We start from the raw sequence: 17,074 nt of genomic DNA, 5'->3' as shown, positions 1-17,074 counted from the left end.
CAAGGAGAACCCCCGCCATGCGCATCCGCTCCCTCGCCGCCGCCGCCGCGAGCACCCTGACGCTGCTCGCGACCGCCCTCGCCACCGCCGCACCCGCCCAGGCCGACAGCGCCCTCCTGCTGTGCACGGGGTCGGTCACCGTCCACTACGACCCGCCCCTGGGCGCCCTCCCCCGGCAGACCTCACAGAGCGTCACCGAGAACCTCGGCACCTCCGGCGGCGGCACCTGTACCGGCGCCTTCACCTCCGGCACCGCCCACACCGTCTTCGACCAGCAGGTCAGCTGCCTGCTCCAGGGACTCGGCGACACCCTGGTGCAGAACGTGGTGACCTACCACTGGCAGAACGGCCAGAGCAGCACCATCACCTATTCCGTGACCCTCGTCGAACACGCCGCTGGCCAGGAGGTCGTCACCTCCGTCGGCACCGTCACCGCCGGCTACGGCCTGGGCTCCGCCTCCACCCGCGTCGCCGTCTATCCCAGCCTCGACCTCCTGAGCTGCCTCGGCTCCACCATCACCCAGCAGACGGGCCTGCTGACCCTCACCCTCACCTGACGCGTCCACCGCGAATCTCCCAACGCTGCTGGTCGAGCCACCCGTTGTCCTGCCGCGGAGTCATGCCTTCGCTCTCGCGCCCGGTCGATCAACACCCGGCCCGGCAGCCGCTGGGCCCGGTCCGGGGCGCCGAGGCCGGCCCCCTCGGTCACCATCCAAGCGTTCTTGCACCCGGCGGAGTCGGCGGGCCCCGCCAGCAGGTCCGCGCCGACTCCCGGCACCCGCTCCGCGCGAACCGCGGCGCGAACCACCCGTGCAGTCCGGCCAATCCGTACGACCAGCGGCATGCGCCAGTCTCGGACACGTCCGCACCTACGGCCCTGGGTTCACACGGCCGGCCCAGTCACCGGGCACGGCGGCGGCCCGTCGAGCTGGAGGACGACGTCCGCCTGCGGTCCGGGAGACACCGATGGCACGACACACCCAGCCGGAGCCCGCCCAGCCGAACATCATCGAGGCCAACCGCGCGGCGCTGGGGCGTTTCGCGTTCGACACCCCCCGGGACTTCGAGGAGGCCAAGCGCGGCTTCCCCCGGACAGCGACTGACCCACTGGTCTCGACGGAAACCGCCGCCGCGGGCTGACGCTGTACCGGGCACACTGCGGGGACCGGCCGGTGACGGGCGCGCTGTACGCGCACAGCCGCGTGGACCACTTCGGCGGGTGCGGTGTCGTCCCGGACGGGGCCGGGCTGCCCCCCGGCCCGCGGGGGCAGGTCGGTGCGGGCCCGCGCCCCCACTCCCACCCTGCACGAAGGCGACCGGCTGGCTGCTGTGCACCGACGGCCTGGCCGAGGCCCGTGACCGGACGGGAGCCTTCTACCCGCTCACCGACCGGGTGCCCGCCCTGCTCCTGTGCGACCTCCGCCCGAGCCCCGCCCTGCCGCCTGATCCGCAGCCTCCGCCCCGCGGCCCTCTGCGACAGGGCTCAGCGACCGACCTGGCCGGCTTCGATCCGGCGGCCCTCGGTGGTGGTGACCACCACCGGCACTCCGTCCGGGACTTGGCCGTGCAGCGTGGCCAGCAGCCCTTCCACGGGCGGCAGTTCGGCGGGGGTGCGGACGGCGACGTACAGGGTGCGGGGGTGCGCCTGGACGTCGACGACCTGGGCGCCGGGGGTCGCGGCGAGCCAGGAGGTGGCGGCGCCCGAGGTGCGGTCGGTCCACAGGTGCACCAGGACGGTGCCGGCCCGGTGTGGCAACGACCGGTTGAACTCACCCAGTACACCAGCCGTGAATTACCTGGTACGGCCGGAGAGCTCGGGGTCAACCTGCCCGTCGGGCGGACCGGCCAGTGCTGGGACAATGCGCTCGCCGAGTCCTTCTTCGCAACGCCGAAACGGGAGTTGCCCGGCGACCGCCCCCGACGGGACCTCGCTCGGCCTGGTCACCCTGGAGGACGTCCTCAAGGAACCGGTCGGCCCGGCGCCCGCCCGCCGCTGAACGCGGAGCCCCCGTGGTCGGCCCCTGGAGAGCGCGGACGCGGCGGTGTTCGCGGCCGTCGGTGCGGTGGCCCCGGCTCGGGGGGAGCGGGGTCATCGCCCGGCGCCGGCGGGGAGCACCACTTCGATCAGCCGGGGACCGGTGGGGGTGGGCGTGCGCAGGGCGGCGACCAGCTGGGAGTGCTCGTTGGTGACGCGGACGGCGGGGACGCCGTAGCCGCGGGCGAGGGCGGGGATGTCGATGCCGGGGAGGTCCATGCCCTGGAGCGCGGTGAGGCCCTGGCGCTGCGCCAGGTCCTGGAGGATCCCGTAGCCGCTGTTGTTGACGACGACGAAGCAGACCGGGATGCGCTCCTGGGCCGCGGTCCACAGGGCCTGGAGGTTGTACTGGAGGGAGCCGTCGCCGAGGACCGCGACGACCGGCCGCGCGGGATCGGCCAGGGCGATGCCGACGGACGCGCCGGCGGCGAACCCGAGCCCGCACGCGGCGGCGAAGTACAGCGAGCCCGGCTGGGTGCGGGGCAGGATCCGGAAGAGGTCGTCGAAGCCCTGGGGCGGTTCGCTGACGATGACGGCCTGCGCGGGCAGGATCTCCCGCAGCGCGTCGAAGACCTCCGCGTAGCCGGGAGTCCGGGTCCGGCGGGCGCTTTCGGGCTCGAGGGGCCGGCCGGTGGCGGGCCGGTGGTCGGCCAGCCGCCGGCACAGGGCGCGCAGGGTGTGGCCGACGTCGCCGACGATCGTCTCGCCCGCGATGTTGCGGGACGCCTCCACCGGGTCGTCGGTCAGGGCGATGACCCGGGTCGGTGAGGTCAGGGCGGGCCAGCTCCGCGCGGACATGTAGCGGAAGACCGGCCCGCCGGCGACCAGGACGAGGTCGTGCGGGGCGAGGGTGGCGGCGGTCTCCTCGACGGAGAGCGGGAGTTGGCCGCGGAAGACCGCGCGGTCGGTGGGGAACCCCACCCGGTGCGCCCACGGCGTGGCCCACACCGGTGCGGCGAGGCGGTCGGCCAGTTCGGCGGCCGCCCAGAAGGCCCGGGGGCTGTCGGCTCCCGCGCCGACGACCATGGCCGGCTTCTCGGCGCGGGCCAGGGCGTCGGCCAGCTCGGCCACGGTCTGCTCGGGGGCCGTCGCCTGCCCGCGCACCCGGGTGGCCACGGCCGTGAGCGACGCCCCGGCGGGCAGCAGCCGCTCCCAGTCGTCCATGGGGACGGAGACGCACACCGGCCCCATGGGCGGGAGCGCGGCGAGGTGGAAGGCGCGGGCCAGTGCCGCGGGCACGTCCTCGGCGCTGGCCGGCTCCTCCGCGTGCTTGACCGCACCGAGCGGCAGGAGGGCCGGGGCCGGGTTGGTGAGCACCGCGCCCGCTCCCAGCAGCGCGCGTTCCTGTTGCCCGGTGAGGACGACCAGCGGGCTGCGGGCCGCGTGCGCGTTGACCAGGGCGCCCATCGCGTTGCCCAGTCCCGCGGCGGTGTGGAGGTTGACCAGCACGGGCTTGCCGCGGGCCTGGGCGTAGCCGTCGGCGACGGCGGTGACGGAGGACTCGTTCAGGCCCAGGACGTAGCGGATGTCCTCGGGCAGGTCGTCCAGGAAGGCCAGTTCCGTGGTGCCCGGGTTGCCGAACACCACGCGGGCGTCGTTGCGCCGCAGGACTTCGATCACCGCCTCGCGGACGGTGCCGGGCCGGGTGCCGGGTGCGGGGTCGTGCGCCCGGGCGCTCACCGCGGGTCCGCCTTCGCGGACGCGGCCGCCAGGCGCTGGGCGGCGAGGCGCTGCGCGGACTCCAGCGGTGTGCGGTGCTCCTTGTCGGCGAGTCGCAGGACCTCGGCGGTCACCTCGCCGATGGCGGAGACCCGCTCGGTCACCCGGTGGCCGTCGAAGCCGGACAGCTCGTCGGCGACCTGGATGAGTCCGCCGGCGTTGGCGAGGAAGTCCGGTACGTAGACGATGCCGGCGTCGTGCAGGGCGCGGGCGGTGTCGGCGTCGGCGAGCGGGACGTTGGCTCCGCCGCAGACCACCTTGGCCGACAGCTGCTCGACGTCCCGCCGGTCCAGTCGGTGGCCCATCCCGCACGGGGCGAGGACGTCCAGGTCGGCCGCGCGCAGCCGGTCCGGGGCCGGGTGGACGGTGAAACCGGCTTCGGCCGCCTCGGTGCGGGCCCGGGGCGAGGTGTCGAACACCGAGACGCGGGCGCCGGCGGCCAGCAGTCGCAGGGCGAGGTGGCGCCCGACCTTGCCGTAGCCCTCGATGCCGACGTGACGGCCCGACAGGTCGGGGCCGGACCACAGGTGCGCGGCGGCGGCCTGCATGGCCCGCAGGACGCCGAGGGCGGTCATGTCGCCGCTGTCGCCGCTGCCGCCGCTCTCGGGCGGGCGTCCGACCAGGTGGCCGGTCTCCTCGGCGACCACGTCCAGGTGGGCGCTGGTCGTGCCGACGTCGCACGCGGTGACGTACCGGCCGTCCAGTGACTCGACGAACCGGCCGAACTGCCTGAGCCGCTCCGGGCCCAGTTCCTCGGGCGCCGCGATGATCACCGCTTTGCCGCCGCCCAGGTCGAGGCCGGCCAGTGCGCTCTTGAGGGTCATGGTCCGGGCCAGGGACGTCACGTCCGCCACGGCCTCGGCCACGGTGGGGTAGGGGTGGCAGCGGGTACCGCCGAGGGCCGCCCCGAGGACGGTGGAGTGGACGGCGATGACGGCCCGCAGGCCGGAGTCCGGGTCCTCGTGGTAGAGGACGTCCTCGAAACCGGGTGCGTGCAGCGGGACGGTTCCCGGCAGGTGGTGCGGCATGTCGTCCTCCTTGGACGTCGTGGGGCCCGGACGGTCCGGGCGGGGACGGTCGGGTGACGGTGGATCAGAGCCGGACGCAGGCTTTGAGGGCCGCCCGGCCGGCCATCGCCTCGTAGGCGGCGGGCACGTCGTCGAGGCCGCCCGAGAAGTCGAAGAGCGGCGAGGGGTCGAGGCGGCCGGCGAGGACCTCGGCGAGCAGCTCGGGCAGGTAGGCGCGGACGGGGGCGATGCCGCCGCGCAGGCTGATGTTGGCGAAGAAGGCCGCCCGCAGGTCGGGTGCCCGGTCGTGGTGCGGCAGGCCGACGCAGCCGACCGTTCCGCCCGGCCGGACGAGCGCGATCGCGGTGTCCAGGGCCTGGGTCGTGCCGACCGCCTCGACGGCGGCGTCGACCGCGCCGGGCCCGACCAGGTCGGCCACCGCCTCTTGCGCGGCCTCGCCCTTCGCGGCCACGACGTCGGTCGCGCCGAAGCGCCGGGCCAGGTCGAGGCGGTGGCGGTGGCTGCCCACCGCGATGACGCGGTCGGCGCCCGCGCGCCCGGCGGCGAGCACGGCGCTGAGGCCGACCGCGCCGTCGCCGACGACCGCCACCGACTGCCCGGGGCCGATGCCGGCCCGCACCACCGCGTGGTGGCCGGTGGGCACCACGTCGGCCAGCGCGAGCACCGACCGGGACAGCACCGGGTCGGTCACGGCCTCGTCGGGCAGCCGCACCAGGGTCGCGTCGGCGTGGGGCACCCGGACGGCCTCGCCCTGTCCCCCGTCCGACCCGGGAGCGAGCCCCCAGACCCCTCCGGAGGGGCAGGAGGTGAACAGGCCCGCCAGGCAGTGGCGGCAGTTCCCGTCGGCCCAGGCGAACGGGGCGACGACCGCGTCACCCCGCCGCAGCCGCGTCACGGCGCGCCCCGTCTCCTCGACCACTCCCGTGAACTCGTGGCCGCACCGCTGCTCGGGCGCGTAGAAGCCCCCGTCGGTGAAGATGAGGTCGCTGCCGCACACCGCGGCGCTCGTGACGCGCACCAGGACGTCGGTCGGGTGCTCGATCCTCGCGTCGGCCACCGTGGTGACCGCGACCCGGCCGGGGTTCGCGTAGACGACAGCTCGCATGGTTCCTCGTCCTCCTCCAGACGTGACCGGACGGGCCGCACCGGGGCCCGGGGCGACGCCCGCGGGCCGCGCTCCGGCAGGTGCCGGAGCGCCTTCCGCCCGGCCGACCGGGCTCCTGGAACGACTGTGCCGCCGGGGCCCCGCCGCGGGAAGCGCCACCGCCCCCGGCCGCGGTGAATCGGACGGCCGTTGAAAGCGACGGGAGGATTGCCTCCGGGGACGGTCCGCCCGCCCGGTCCCGTCGTGCGGCGAACGACCTGACGGCGGATCGGTTCCGTGCGCACCCGGGATGTTGCGCGCCGGTGAACACGTGCTGAAAGGAAGCACCCGCTGAAAACGGAAGCCCTCGCTTCGGTTCCGGTGGTGCACGACCCACCCTGGACATGACCTCGGCACATGCGCGTCGGCGGGCGGCGCGCGTCCGGTCGGCGGCCAGGCCCCCTCGCCGCGCGGGGGACGGGCGGGGTGGCGGGCTCGGCCGTTCACGTCCCAGTCTGGCGGTGCAGCCTTCCGACGAGTGACGCCGACCCGAGAGGTGGTGCTCATGGGACAGCCCCGCCGCCCCAACCCCGCACTGCGCGCGCTGCTGACCGAAGCCGCTTGGAGCGCCGCCGACCTGGCGACCGCGGTGAACAGGGTCGGCGCCGAGAGCGGGACGGCCCTCGGCTACGACCGGTCGACCGTCGCGCACTGGCTGGCCGGCACCAGGCCCAGGGCCTACGCCGTCAGCGCGGTCTGCGAGGCGCTGGCCCGCCGGATCGGCCGCCCGGTGACCCCGGCGGACGCCGGTCTGGCCGATGCCGCCGCGTCGAGCCCCGGCCCGGACCGGACGCCGCGCCCGCCCGGGCCCGCGGTGCCCGACCGTGCCGCACCGGCCGACGCCGCGTCGGCCCTGCGCCAACTGGGCTGCCTCCGCATCGGTGCGAGCTCCCGGCGCACCGAGCGGCGATCGGGCGTCACCTACAGCGTCGCGGCCCTCGCGGACGCGGGACGGCGCGCCACCGGCTCCCGCTCGTCCCCGCCCACCGAACCGTCCGACGCGTGGGGACGGCGCGTGGAACCCTTCGAGGTGGAGGCCGCCGAGGTGATCGCCCTCGTGTTCCACCGGGACGACCGGGCCTTCGGCGGCGGAGGGGGACGCCGGGCCCTGAGCGCCTTCCTCGCCAGCGAGCTGGCTCCCAAGCTGCACCGGCCGGCCGGGCCGGTGCTGCGCCAGCGTCTGCTGGCCGTCACCGGCCGCCTCGCCTACATGTCCGCGTTCATGCACTTCGACGACAACCTCCACGGGGTCGCGCAGCGCTACTACCTCACCGCGCTGCACCTCGCCGAGGAGAACAACTCCGCGCTCGACGCCGCCGTCGCCCTGCGCGGCATGTCCGTGCAGGCGTACCGCCTCGGTCACGGCGGTGAGGCGGTCACGCTCGCCGAGCGGGCCGTCGGCACCGTGCGGGGCACGGACCTCCACGGTGCCTTCGTCCACGGCCAGTTGGCCGTCGCGCAGGCCCGTGACGGCCAACGCAGCCGCTCCCTGCACGCCCTGGCCACCGCGGAGAGGCTCCTGGGGCACGCCTCCAGCCCGGCGGACACCGTGGCCGGCGCCTACCACCGGGCCTCGCTGCTGCGTCAGCAGGCCGCCGTGCGCGAACACCTGGGCGACCTCCCGGGTGCCGCGGCGGCCCTGCGGGAATCCATGCGGCACCGCCCCCGGGACGAGCGCCGCGCACGCGCCCTGGTCCTCGCGGACCTCGGCGCGCTGCTGCTGCGCACCGGGAACCTGACGGAGGCCGTGGCCACCTGGCACCGCTTCCTCGACGACTACCCGGGCCTCGCGAGCGGCCGGGCCGACACCGCCTTCGGCGACGCCGTCGCCTCACTGCGCCCGCACGCGCGGCAGCGGGAGGCCCGCCAGTTCCTCCAGCGGGCCTCCCACCTCCGCTCGGTGTCCGGCCCGCTCCGCGGCGGCGGCCGGTGATCCCGGACGGCCGGCGCGCGGCCCGCGGGGTCCGGCTGCGGGGGCCGCTCAGCGGGCCGCGGCGAGCGGGCCCTCGTAGACGTTCGTGCAGACGTCCGTGCGGACCCGGCGGTGGACGACGCTGAGGGGACCGATCCCCGCGAGGACCTCCAGCGCACCCCCCACCGTGACGGGCCCGCCCGCCCCGGTGGCGGTCCCGCCGTCCGCACCGATCAGGCCGACGGTCGCCGCCCGGCCGATCTCCTCGGGGGAGACGTCCGCGAGCGAGGCGACCGTCCGCGTCCGGCCGAGGCCGTCCGGCGGGGCGGGGAACCGCTCGGCGCCCGCGACGAATAAGGTCAGGTCGCTGGACCCCGCGACGGCCCTGACGGTCCACCAGGCGTCCGAGGACGCGTAGCACCACTGGTCGGGGTGCTGCCCGCGCAGCGCGGGAAAGCGTTCCCGCAGTGCCCGCAGCAGCGGCGCGACCTCCTCGACGACGGCGCACGGGCCGACGACGAACGACACCCGCGCCTCGTCCTCCACCACCAGCCCCGCGACGGCCCGGAGCGAGTCCACCTCCACCACTGCGCCCCGCGCCGCGACCGGAGCGGCACGCCCGCGGCGCCCTCCCCGGGCACGGGGGTCGAGCAGGAGCACGGCGTCCCCGCGCTCCCGGTAGGAGGCCACCGTGTCCTCGGTGGCCGACACGGTCCGGCACGCGCCCCGGGCAGCGGGCGCGGTCCGCGCGGGAAGGGGGATCCGCGCGGCGGTGCCCCGGCCGGCCGGGCAGGGCGGGGGGAGCAGACCGACCAGCGCCCTGCGGGTCCGCAGCGCGGCGCCCCAACGGTCCACGGCCTCCTGCGCGAGGTGCGCCGTGGCCGCTCCGCCCGCTGCCGCGATGCCGACGGCCCGGCCGTCCAGGTCGAGGTAGCTCACCGCCGCCAGCCGACCGGAAGCGCTCCCGCCGCCCTCCGGGCGCAGCGGTTCGACGGCCACGGGTCCGAGGTCGCCGACGCGCGCGGGACAGCCCCGCTCGATCAGCCAGGCCGCCACGAGGGGCGCGGCCGGGCAGAGGACGCGCCCGCGCGCGGGATGGGTGAAAGCGCTGGCGACGACCACGCCGCCACCGGTCGGAAGCGGCAGGCCGAAGACTTCCGACCGTCGTGTCTTGTTCATCGGTTCGTACCTCTCGGGCGAGACATCCCACGTTCCGGTGCGCTCGTGAGCGCCGGAAAGGGTTCGACGCGCCCGTGCGTCCAGATGCCCGATCCCCATGAACGGGTGAAAAGTTTCCGTGCACGACCGAGGATCCGGTCTGCCGTGTACGATCCGCACCGCTCGTCCGGCCGGGGCGGCGCACCGTGCGGCCGTGGCCGGGGTCAGGCGGTGCGCCCGCGCCGCGCGGCGTCCGGGGCGGCGGCGGGGGCGGGAAGCAGGAAGGAGGCGGCGACGGCGACCAGGATGCCGCCGACGGTCCAGGCCGTCAGCACCCAGACGGCTCCGGCGGTGGCGGCCCCGTCGAAGTAGACGGTGTTGCGCACGACGGTCGTTCCCGCGCCGGGCGGCAGGGCCTGGCCGATGGCCCGCCAGAACGGTGGCAGCAGCGCGGCCGGGTAGACGCCGCCGGAGCTGGGGTTGCCCAGGATGGTGAACAGCACGATGGTCAGGCCGAGACCGATCGTGCCCAGCAGGCGCTGCATCGCGACCCCGACGACGCCCGAGGCGAAGACGACCAGCGTGCCGATGCCGGTGAGCTCCCAGAACGCACCGGGCAGGCAGGACAGGAGCGGGCCGACGATCAGCGCGCCGCCGATCCCGGAGACGAGGGCGTAGGGCAGCATCGCGGCCAGGCGCACCGCGGTGCGCGCGGGTGCGGGGCGCGGGGAGCCGGAGACCATGTTGAGGGCGGAGGCGGCCAGGTAGCCGCCGATGGTCCAGCTGAGGACCAGGTAGAAGGAGGACAGGCCCCTGGAGTCGCCCTTGGCGGGGGGCCGCACGTCCTGGACGGTGACCTGGCGGCCCTGGGTCTGCTCGATGGTCTGGGCGATCCGGGCGGCGGTGTCGGAGACGGAGGTTCCGGCGGCCGAGGCCACCAGCAGGGTGTCCCGGTCGCGGGTCGGATCGATCAGCGCGGCGGCGTCGGTGCCGCGGTCGAGCAGCAGGCGCCGTGCCTGCGCCTCGTCGACGGCGGGCGAGGCGTCGACCGGGTCGCCGGGCAGGGCGTCGAGTTTCGCGACCGCCTGCTGCTGCACGGCCGGCGGGGCGACGACGGCCACCCGTAGGCCGTGCGGCTTCGGGTCGTGGAAGGCTCCCATGTAGGACAGGGCGAAGCCGAGTTGCAGGAGCAGCACGCCGCACATCACCAGTGCGGCGCGCGGGGTGACCGCGTCCCGCAGCAGTCGCGTCGGGCCGGAGGCCCGCGACGGTGGATCCTGTGCCCTGACGGCCATCGGGTTGCCTTCCTTCGGTGGGGCGGGGGGGGGGGGGGGGGGGCCGGGGGGGGGGGGGGGGGGGGCGGGGGGGGGGGCCCCCCCCCGCCCGGACGGGTCAGGGCCGGCGGAAGGTGCCGACGATGCTGGTGGCCCCGAGCACGTACGGCTGGATGTCGGCGATGACCTCCTCGTAGGTCAGTCCGGCCCTGGGCAGGGTCGGAGCGGAGAGGGCGTAGAGGGTGAAGACGTAGTGGTGCGGCTGGCCGGTGGCGGGCGGGCAGGGGCCGCCCCAGCCGACCACCTCCGGCATGCCGTTGGTGTCGAAGCTGTTGGCGCCCTGGGTGAACTGGAGGGTGCCGTGGCCGTCGATCCGGCGGGCGTCGCCGGGGATGTCGTAGAGCACCCAGTGGTGCCAGCCACCGGCCAGCGGGGCGTCCGGGTCGTTCACCAGCAGGGCGTAGCCGAGCGTCCCGGCCGGGGAGTTGCGCCAGTCCAGCCGGGGCGCGAGGTTCTTGCCCTGGCAGGGGGCGCCCTCGGAGCCGGGGCCGCCGAACTCGGTCCAGCCCGGCAGCCTGCCGCCGTCGCGGAAGTCCGGGCTGGTGAGGGTGAAGGGCGTGAGGCGGGCGGCTCCCGCGGAGGTGTCCGCGGTGGCCGCCGGAGCGGCGGCGGTGATGACCGTGCAGCCGACGGCCAGGGCGGCGGCGACGGCGGCCGCGCGGCGTCCGGGTCGGCGGTCGGGTCGGCGTTCGGGTCGGCGTTCGGGTTGGCGAGAGTTGATCAACTTGTCCCCCGTACAGATGAGTTGACGCCACGTCACGGTGGCGGCGGCGCCAGCTAAGCGGTGTTCCGGCGGGGGGTCAAGGGGGCGGGCGGGGTGGTCGCGGCGGGGGACGGGACCGGGGCCGGACCGGTGGGGCGGACGGGTGAATGGGCGGGAGCGGCGGGGTGGCGCGCCGCTCGGCGGACGGGGGGCGGGCGCAGACTGCGGGGGTGACCAAGACATCAGGTGGTTCTCCGTCGGGGACCCAGCGCAACGAGATCGCGGGCATCCCGACCCGGTACATCGGCATCGGCGTCATCGTGGTGCTGGCGGTCTGGTTCCTGTTCGCCAACCTGGACAAGGTGAAGATCCAGTTCTGGGTGTTCACCGTCACCTGCCCGCTGTGGATCGCGCTGCTGGCGACGCTGCTCGCCGGGACGGCGCTGGGCTGGCTGCTGAAGGGGCGGCGCACCAGGTGACGGAGGCGGAGACGGGGGCGGGGCCCGGGCCGGCCGGGCGTCCGGGCGGGGAGCCGTTGATCGAACTGCGCGGGGTGAACAAGCACTTCGGGCAGCTGCACGTGCTGCAGGACATCGACCTGGCGGTGGGCCGGGGCGAGGTCGTGGTGGTGATCGGCCCGTCCGGGTCGGGCAAGTCCACGCTGTGCCGGGCGATCAACCGGCTGGAGACGGTGGAGAGCGGCAGCATCCTGATCGAGGGCCGGCCGCTGCCCGCGGAGGGCAAGGGCCTGGCGCGGCTGCGGGCCGAGGTCGGGATGGTGTTCCAGTCCTTCAACCTGTTCGCGCACAAGACCGTGCTGCAGAACGTCACGCTCGCCCCGGTCAAGGTCCGCAAGCGCGGGAAGGCCTCGGCGGAGGCCACCGGCCGGCAGCTGCTGGAGCGGGTCGGGCTGGCGGCGCACGCGGACAAGTACCCGGCGCAGCTCTCCGGCGGCCAGCAGCAGCGGGTGGCGATCGCCCGGGCGCTGGCGATGGACCCGAAGGCGCTGCTGTTCGACGAGCCGACCTCGGCCCTCGACCCGGAGATGATCAACGAGGTGCTGGAGGTCATGCGCTCGCTGGCCGCCGAGGGCATGACCATGGTGGTGGTCACCCACGAGATGGGCTTCGCCCGGTCGGCCGCCAACCGCGTGGTGTTCATGGCGGACGGGCGGATCGTCGAGGACCGCGCCCCCGAGGAGTTCTTCGCGAACCCGCGCAGCGAACGGGCCCGGGACTTCCTCTCCAAGATCCTGAAGCACTGAGGGGCGGGATGGTCCGGGTGACGGGGACGAGGAGACGGATCGGGGTGCTCGCGCTCGTGCTGCTGGCCGGAGCGGCGGGCTGCGGGAAGGAGGGCACGCCGCCGCCGAAGGGGCCGCAGGCCGGCGCGCTGCCGAGCTACCAGGTGCGCGGCGGCGACGCCGTGACCGGCTCGCCGACCCTGGACGCGGCCCGTGCGCGCGGCCACCTGGTGGTCGGCGCCAAGGAGGACCAGCCGTACCTGGGGCAGAAGAACCCGGCCACCGGCGAGTACTCCGGCTTCGACGTCGAGATCGCCCGGATGGTCGGCGCCGACCTGGGCTTCGCCCCCGAGCAGGTCGAGTTCCGCACCATCGCCTCCGCCAACCGCGAGACGGCGCTGCAGAACGGCCAGGTCGACTACTACGTGGGCACCTACACCATCAACGACAACCGCAAGAAGCTGGTCGGCTTCGCCGGCCCGTACTTCGTCGCCGGGCAGTCGCTGCTGGTCCGGAAGAACGAGACGAAGATCGACGGGCCGCAGGACCTGGCGGGGCGGAAGGTCTGCTCGGCCGCCGGGTCGACCCCGTACCAGCGGATCCAGAAGGACTACCCGCAGGCGAAGCTGATCGGCTACGACACTTACTCGGCCTGCGTGGACAACCTGATCACCGGCCAGGTCGACGCGGTGACCACCGACAACGCGATCCTGCAGGGCTACGCGGCGAAGGTGCCGGACGAGCTGCGGATCGCCGGGCAGCCGTTCTCCAAGGAGCCGTACGGCATCGGCGTGCCGAAGGGCGACACCGCGCTGCGGCTGGCGCTGGACGACGCGCTGGAGCGGCACGAGCGCAACGGGGACTGGAAGAAGGCGTACGACGCGACGCTCGGCCTGTCCGGGGTGCCCGCGCCCGAGCCGCCGACGATCGACCGTTACGAGTGAGGCCGCCACCGGTGAGCAGGGAGGAGGACGGATGAGCGTCCTGACCGACAACTGGTCCACGTACTGGCACGGGTTCCTCGGCACGCTGTGGCTGACCCTGGTGAGCGCGGCGCTGGCACTGGGGCTCGGGGCGGTGATCGCGGGCTTCCGGGTGTCGCCGGTGAAGCCGCTGCGGGCGTTCGGCACCGGGTGGGTGACGGTGCTGCGGAACACGCCGCTGACGCTGCTGTTCTTCATCGTGGTGCTGGGACTGCCCCGGTTCGACATCACGCTGCCGTTCTTCACCTTCGCGGTGCTCGCGCTGGGCTGCTACACCTCGGCGTTCGTCTGCGAGACGCTGCGCTCCGGGGTGAACACGGTGCCGGCCGGGCAGGGCGAGGCGGCGCGCAGCCTGGGGCTGACGTTCGCCCAGACGCTGGGCCTGGTGATCCTGCCGCAGGCGTACCGCTCGGTGGTCGCCCCGCTGGGCAGCGTGATGATCGCGCTGGCGAAGAACACCGCGATCGCGGGCTCGTTCAGTGTGGTCGAACTGCTCGGCACCTACCGGACGCTCAACGAGCTGGGCTACGACATCGTCTGGACCTTCGTCTGGATCGCGGCCGGCTACCTGGTGCTGACGCTGGCGATCAGCGCGCTGTTCAACCTGCTGGAACGACGGGTGGCGGTGTCCCGATGACGGTGGAGTCCTCCGCGCTGTACGACGTGCCGGGGCCGAAGGCGCTGGCCCGGCACCGGCTGTACGGGTGGCTGGCGCTGCTGGCGATCGCCGCGGTGCTCGGCTGGGTGGTCTACATGCTGTTCCACACTGAGCAGTTCACCTACCAGAAGTGGATGCCCTTCGAGTACAAGGGCGTCCAGGAGCTGTTGCTGCGCGGCCTGGGCAACACCCTGAAGGCCTTCGGCTGGACGGTCCTCTTCGCCCTCCCCTTCGGCGCGCTGTTCGCCGCCGGGCGGCTCTCCGAGCACCGGGCGGTGCGCTGGGCGTCCACCCTGGTGGTGGAGTTCTTCCGGGCGATGCCGCTGCTGGTGATGATCTTCTTCATCTTCGTCGCCCTCAAGGCCCCGCCGATGTGGGCGCTGGTGGCCGGGCTGACGCTGTACAACGGGTCGGTGCTGGCCGAGGTGTTCCGGGCCGGGGTGCTCGCGGTGCCCAGGGGGCAGAAGGAGGCGGCGTACGCGCTGGGACTGCGCAAGACCCAGGTGATGGCGTACGTGCTGGTGCCGCAGGCGAACCGGGCGATGCTGCCGGCCATCGTCAGCCAGCTGGTGGTGGCGCTGAAGGACACCTCGCTCGGGTTCCTGATCACCTACGAGGAGTTCCTGCACGCCGGGAAGCTGATCGCCACCAACCTGGACTACGACCTGCCGTTCATCCCGGTGGTGATGGTGATCGCCCCGGTCTACATCGGCATGTGTCTGCTGCTGTCCTGGTTCGCCAAGTGGCTGGAGCGGCGCGGGCGGCGCGACCCGAAGGTGAAGGGCGGCGCGCCGGTCGCGCCGGCCGGGCTCACGCCCGACCCGCAGGGGTAGCGGACGGTGACCGGGCGGGTCGGTTAGGGTCAGTGTGACGACGACCGGTGCCGATCTCCCAGGAGTTGCCGCGTGTCCGTGCTGTACGAAGGGCCGGTGGGGCCGGGGCTGCCCAGCCGGCGGGGGATGGACGAGGCCGAGGTGCTCGACCGGCGGGAGAGCGCGAGCGGCGAGGTGGTGCTGCGGCGGCGCGGCGGGCACTGCGAGGTCATCGTGAACGGCTGCTTCCTGATGGACACCGTCGACGGCCGCTCCGAACGGCTGCTGGTGGAGGCCGCACTGGACGGGCTCGCGGGCGTGGAACGCCCCAGCGTGCTGATCGGCGGGCTGGGCGTCGGCTTCTCGCTGGCGCACGCCGCCGCCGAACCGCGCTGGGGGCGGATCACCGTGGTCGAACGGGAGCGGGCGATCATCGACTGGCACCGCACCGGCCCGCTCGGCGCGTTCTCCGCCGGGGCGCTGGACGACCCCCGGGTGGCGGTCCTGCACACCGACCTGGTCGAGTACCTGGCGGCGGCGGCGGGCGGACGGTACGACGCGCTCTGCCTCGACATCGACAACGGGCCGGACTGGACGGTCGGCGCCGAGAACGACCGGCTGTACGGGCCGGCCGGGCTGGCGAACGCCGCCGCCCGGCTCAACCCCGGCGGGATGCTGGCGGTCTGGAGCGCCCGGCCGTCCGCCGCCTTCGAACGGGCGCTGCGGGCGGCCGGGTTCACCGACGTGCGGACCGAGGAGGTCGCGGTCGAGCGCGGCGTGCCCGATGTCGTCCACCTGGCCCGCCGCGCCTGAACCGCCCGGCCTGAATTACTCGGCCTGAACCGCTCGTACTGAACTACCCGGCTACTTGAGGCCGTTGGCGGACGCGTAGTTCAGGCAGTCCAGTTTCGCGGCGCTGCCCGAGGTGTCCAGCCGCTTCACGCCGTAGCCGCGCGCGTACACCGATCACTGGGTGAAGTAGCCGATGGTCAGGCCGGTCCCCGGGGTGACCCTGCCGGTGCGGAGGGAGACCGGGTTGGAGGCCGGTGAGGTGTTGCCCGCCGCGTCCCGGGCCCTCACGGTGAAGGTGTACGGGGTGTCCGGGGACAGGCCGGAGACGGTCGTTGAGGGTGGCCGGGGCGGTGACGGTCAGGGCCGGCGTCCCGCCGTTGTGGACGACGTACGCCGTCACGCCGACGTTGTCGGTCGCCGCGCCCCAGGTCAGGCCCGGGGGGTGGCGACCGCCGAGGTGCCGTACGAGGCGCCCGGGGCGATCTGCGGTTGCCAGCCCGGGTTCTTGGCCGTGACGTGCGAGGCCGCCGCCGTGTGGGTGGCGTTCCACAGCGAGCCGAGGGTGTTGTTCGTTGGGAGGTCGAACTCCAGCGTCCAGCCGTTGATCGCGGTGCTGCCCGCGTTGGTGATGGTGTATTCGCCGCCGTAACCCGAGCCCCAGTCCTGGTCCTGGTGGAAGACCGCAGTGGGCTCGGCCGCGTGCGCCGTGCCGGCCGGGAGGGAGACCGCCAGCAGCGGGGCGAGCAGGCTGCCGACGGCGAGGAGGGGGAGGCGGTGTGCGTGTGCAGGTGCGTGCGGAGCGCAGGTCGCGGGGCGGGCCGGTGGGCGCGCACGGGCGGCGGGACTCTGGGCCGTCGGGGGGCGGAGATCCTGTGTCACGGAAGGGTAGGGAGCAGGTAATGGAATGGCAATGGGTCTGGACCATTTCCGGGTTTCCGCAATGGGACGGGAACGGCGGGTTTGGGCGGCCGGTCGGGTGGGGGGAGCCGTGAGGGTGATGTGTGCGACACGCGTTCCCAACCGCCCCCGGGGTACGGCATGATCACTGGCATGCTCGAACGTGAGATCGAACTGTTGGGTCAGCTCCTGGAGGAGTTCGGCGACCTGCGGTTCCCCCCGGGCTGGTACGACCGGGACCCCGGAGGCATCAGCCTCGTCACCCTGGCCACCACGCTCGCCGGCTGCACCGCCGCCACCCTCGACGGCCCGCTCGACAGCCGCCACCGCGAACACCTGCGCCAGCGCCGCGTCGTCCTCGCCGACCTGCTGCCCGAGGTCGCCGCCGACCCGTACGCCACGCGGTACTTCATCACGCTGTACCGGATGGCCGTCCTCGCCGAAGAGGTCGACGACGGGCGGGCCTAGACGAGTAGTTCCGAAGTCGGTCAGTGGTCGTAGGCGATGAGTGAGCGGGTGACGGGTCGGCCGATGGTTCGGTTGTGCCAGATCGCGCAGGTTATCGCGAGCAGTCGCTGGCCGACCCGGGCGCCGAGGCCCTCGATGGTGCGGCCGCCGTGCTGTTCGAGTCCGAGTTGGCCCTTGAGGGTGTCGTT

Annotated in this window: 19 protein-coding genes and 1 pseudogene; 10 read left to right on the top strand and 10 right to left on the bottom strand. The window is 74.4% G+C overall.

Annotated elements, in window-relative coordinates:
- Nucleotides 1-17: 17 nt before the first annotated feature.
- Both ACZ3J7_RS11830 and ACZ3J7_RS11825 read left to right on the top strand, forming a co-directional pair.
- Nucleotides 18-557, top strand: coding sequence for a hypothetical protein (locus ACZ3J7_RS11830; RefSeq protein ID WP_465619433.1), 540 nt, complete (start codon nucleotides 18-20; stop codon nucleotides 555-557).
- Between the two features lie 409 nt (nucleotides 558-966).
- Complete coding sequence (locus ACZ3J7_RS11825) at nucleotides 967-1,140, top strand: hypothetical protein (protein WP_465619431.1); 174 nt, start codon at nucleotides 967-969, stop codon at nucleotides 1,138-1,140.
- 343 nt (nucleotides 1,141-1,483) lie between these two features.
- Here the strand turns inward: ACZ3J7_RS11825 and ACZ3J7_RS11820 are convergent, their stop codons facing one another.
- The 4 genes from ACZ3J7_RS11820 to ACZ3J7_RS11805 all read right to left on the bottom strand — a co-directional run bounded on the left by ACZ3J7_RS11820 (nucleotide 1,484) and on the right by ACZ3J7_RS11805 (nucleotide 5,887).
- A complete protein-coding gene (locus ACZ3J7_RS11820) occupies nucleotides 1,484-1,756 on the bottom strand; it encodes a hypothetical protein (protein ID WP_465619429.1) in 273 nt (90 codons plus the stop codon).
- Between the two features lie 333 nt (nucleotides 1,757-2,089).
- The gene (mdlC, locus tag ACZ3J7_RS11815; protein WP_465619427.1) at nucleotides 2,090-3,715 is read right to left on the bottom strand and encodes a benzoylformate decarboxylase; all 1,626 of its coding nucleotides are present in this window, start codon (nucleotides 3,713-3,715) and stop codon (nucleotides 2,090-2,092) included.
- Complete coding sequence (locus ACZ3J7_RS11810) at nucleotides 3,712-4,782, bottom strand: Glu/Leu/Phe/Val dehydrogenase dimerization domain-containing protein (protein WP_465619425.1); 1,071 nt, start codon at nucleotides 4,780-4,782, stop codon at nucleotides 3,712-3,714. The genes mdlC and ACZ3J7_RS11810 overlap by 4 nt, the downstream gene beginning before the upstream one ends.
- A gap of 64 nt (nucleotides 4,783-4,846) precedes the next feature.
- Nucleotides 4,847-5,887 carry a zinc-binding dehydrogenase gene (locus ACZ3J7_RS11805; protein WP_465619423.1) on the bottom strand — a complete coding sequence of 347 codons (1,041 nt, stop codon included), beginning with the start codon at nucleotides 5,885-5,887 and terminating at the stop codon, nucleotides 4,847-4,849.
- A gap of 544 nt (nucleotides 5,888-6,431) precedes the next feature.
- On the opposite strand from ACZ3J7_RS11805, the gene ACZ3J7_RS11800 reads away from it, so the two are divergent.
- Nucleotides 6,432-7,859 carry a hypothetical protein gene (locus ACZ3J7_RS11800; RefSeq protein ID WP_465619421.1) on the top strand — a complete coding sequence of 476 codons (1,428 nt, stop codon included), beginning with the start codon at nucleotides 6,432-6,434 and terminating at the stop codon, nucleotides 7,857-7,859.
- Between the two features lie 48 nt (nucleotides 7,860-7,907).
- On the opposite strand, the gene ACZ3J7_RS11795 is transcribed toward ACZ3J7_RS11800, so the two are convergent.
- The 3 genes from ACZ3J7_RS11795 to ACZ3J7_RS11785 all read right to left on the bottom strand — a co-directional run bounded on the left by ACZ3J7_RS11795 (nucleotide 7,908) and on the right by ACZ3J7_RS11785 (nucleotide 11,054).
- Entirely contained in the window at nucleotides 7,908-9,017 is a 1,110-nt protein-coding gene (locus ACZ3J7_RS11795) for a hypothetical protein (RefSeq protein WP_465619419.1), read from the bottom strand.
- A 203-nt stretch (nucleotides 9,018-9,220) separates the two neighbouring features.
- Nucleotides 9,221-10,291: a DUF3533 domain-containing protein gene (locus ACZ3J7_RS11790; protein WP_465619417.1), complete on the bottom strand. Its 1,071-nt coding sequence runs from the start codon at nucleotides 10,289-10,291 to the stop codon at nucleotides 9,221-9,223.
- 97 nt (nucleotides 10,292-10,388) lie between these two features.
- A complete protein-coding gene (locus tag ACZ3J7_RS11785) occupies nucleotides 10,389-11,054 on the bottom strand; it encodes a YbhB/YbcL family Raf kinase inhibitor-like protein (RefSeq protein WP_465619415.1) in 666 nt (221 codons plus the stop codon).
- Nucleotides 11,055-11,263: 209 nt separating this feature from the next.
- On the opposite strand from ACZ3J7_RS11785, the gene ACZ3J7_RS11780 reads away from it, so the two are divergent.
- From ACZ3J7_RS11780 to ACZ3J7_RS11755, 6 genes are all read left to right on the top strand, one after another.
- Nucleotides 11,264-11,512, top strand: a complete 249-nt coding sequence (locus ACZ3J7_RS11780; RefSeq protein WP_380238779.1) for a LapA family protein — start codon at nucleotides 11,264-11,266, stop codon at nucleotides 11,510-11,512.
- A 56-nt stretch (nucleotides 11,513-11,568) separates the two neighbouring features.
- Nucleotides 11,569-12,297, top strand: coding sequence for an amino acid ABC transporter ATP-binding protein (locus tag ACZ3J7_RS11775; protein ID WP_465619413.1), 729 nt, complete (start codon nucleotides 11,569-11,571; stop codon nucleotides 12,295-12,297).
- 8 nt (nucleotides 12,298-12,305) lie between these two features.
- Nucleotides 12,306-13,220 (top strand): glutamate ABC transporter substrate-binding protein, encoded by a 915-nt coding sequence (locus ACZ3J7_RS11770; RefSeq protein ID WP_465619411.1) that lies wholly within the window; start codon nucleotides 12,306-12,308, stop codon nucleotides 13,218-13,220.
- A gap of 31 nt (nucleotides 13,221-13,251) precedes the next feature.
- Nucleotides 13,252-13,896, top strand: a complete 645-nt coding sequence (locus ACZ3J7_RS11765; protein ID WP_465619409.1) for an amino acid ABC transporter permease — start codon at nucleotides 13,252-13,254, stop codon at nucleotides 13,894-13,896.
- The gene (locus tag ACZ3J7_RS11760; RefSeq protein ID WP_465619407.1) at nucleotides 13,893-14,750 is read left to right on the top strand and encodes an amino acid ABC transporter permease; all 858 of its coding nucleotides are present in this window, start codon (nucleotides 13,893-13,895) and stop codon (nucleotides 14,748-14,750) included. Before ACZ3J7_RS11765 ends, ACZ3J7_RS11760 begins: the two co-directional genes overlap by 4 nt.
- Nucleotides 14,751-14,876: 126 nt before the next feature.
- Nucleotides 14,877-15,542 carry a spermidine synthase family protein gene (locus ACZ3J7_RS11755; protein WP_465619971.1) on the top strand — a complete coding sequence of 222 codons (666 nt, stop codon included), beginning with the start codon at nucleotides 14,877-14,879 and terminating at the stop codon, nucleotides 15,540-15,542.
- 153 nt (nucleotides 15,543-15,695) lie between these two features.
- Here ACZ3J7_RS11755 and ACZ3J7_RS11750 read toward each other — a convergent pair whose 3' ends face one another.
- Entirely contained in the window at nucleotides 15,696-15,839 is a 144-nt protein-coding gene (locus tag ACZ3J7_RS11750; protein ID WP_465619970.1) for a fibronectin type III domain-containing protein, read from the bottom strand.
- 111 nt (nucleotides 15,840-15,950) lie between these two features.
- Entirely contained in the window at nucleotides 15,951-16,400 is a 450-nt protein-coding gene (locus ACZ3J7_RS11745) for a cellulose binding domain-containing protein (protein ID WP_465619405.1), read from the bottom strand.
- A 171-nt stretch (nucleotides 16,401-16,571) separates the two neighbouring features.
- Between ACZ3J7_RS11745 and ACZ3J7_RS11740 the strand changes: the two genes are divergently transcribed.
- Entirely contained in the window at nucleotides 16,572-16,886 is a 315-nt protein-coding gene (locus ACZ3J7_RS11740; RefSeq protein ID WP_465619403.1) for a hypothetical protein, read from the top strand.
- 20 nt (nucleotides 16,887-16,906) lie between these two features.
- Here the strand turns inward: ACZ3J7_RS11740 and ACZ3J7_RS11735 are convergent.
- A pseudogene (locus tag ACZ3J7_RS11735) lies at nucleotides 16,907-17,074 on the bottom strand (IS982 family transposase); the annotation flags it as partial.

The organism is Kitasatospora sp. NPDC015121 (genome assembly GCF_055562955.1).
This window is presented reverse-complemented; position numbering and strand designations above follow the sequence as displayed.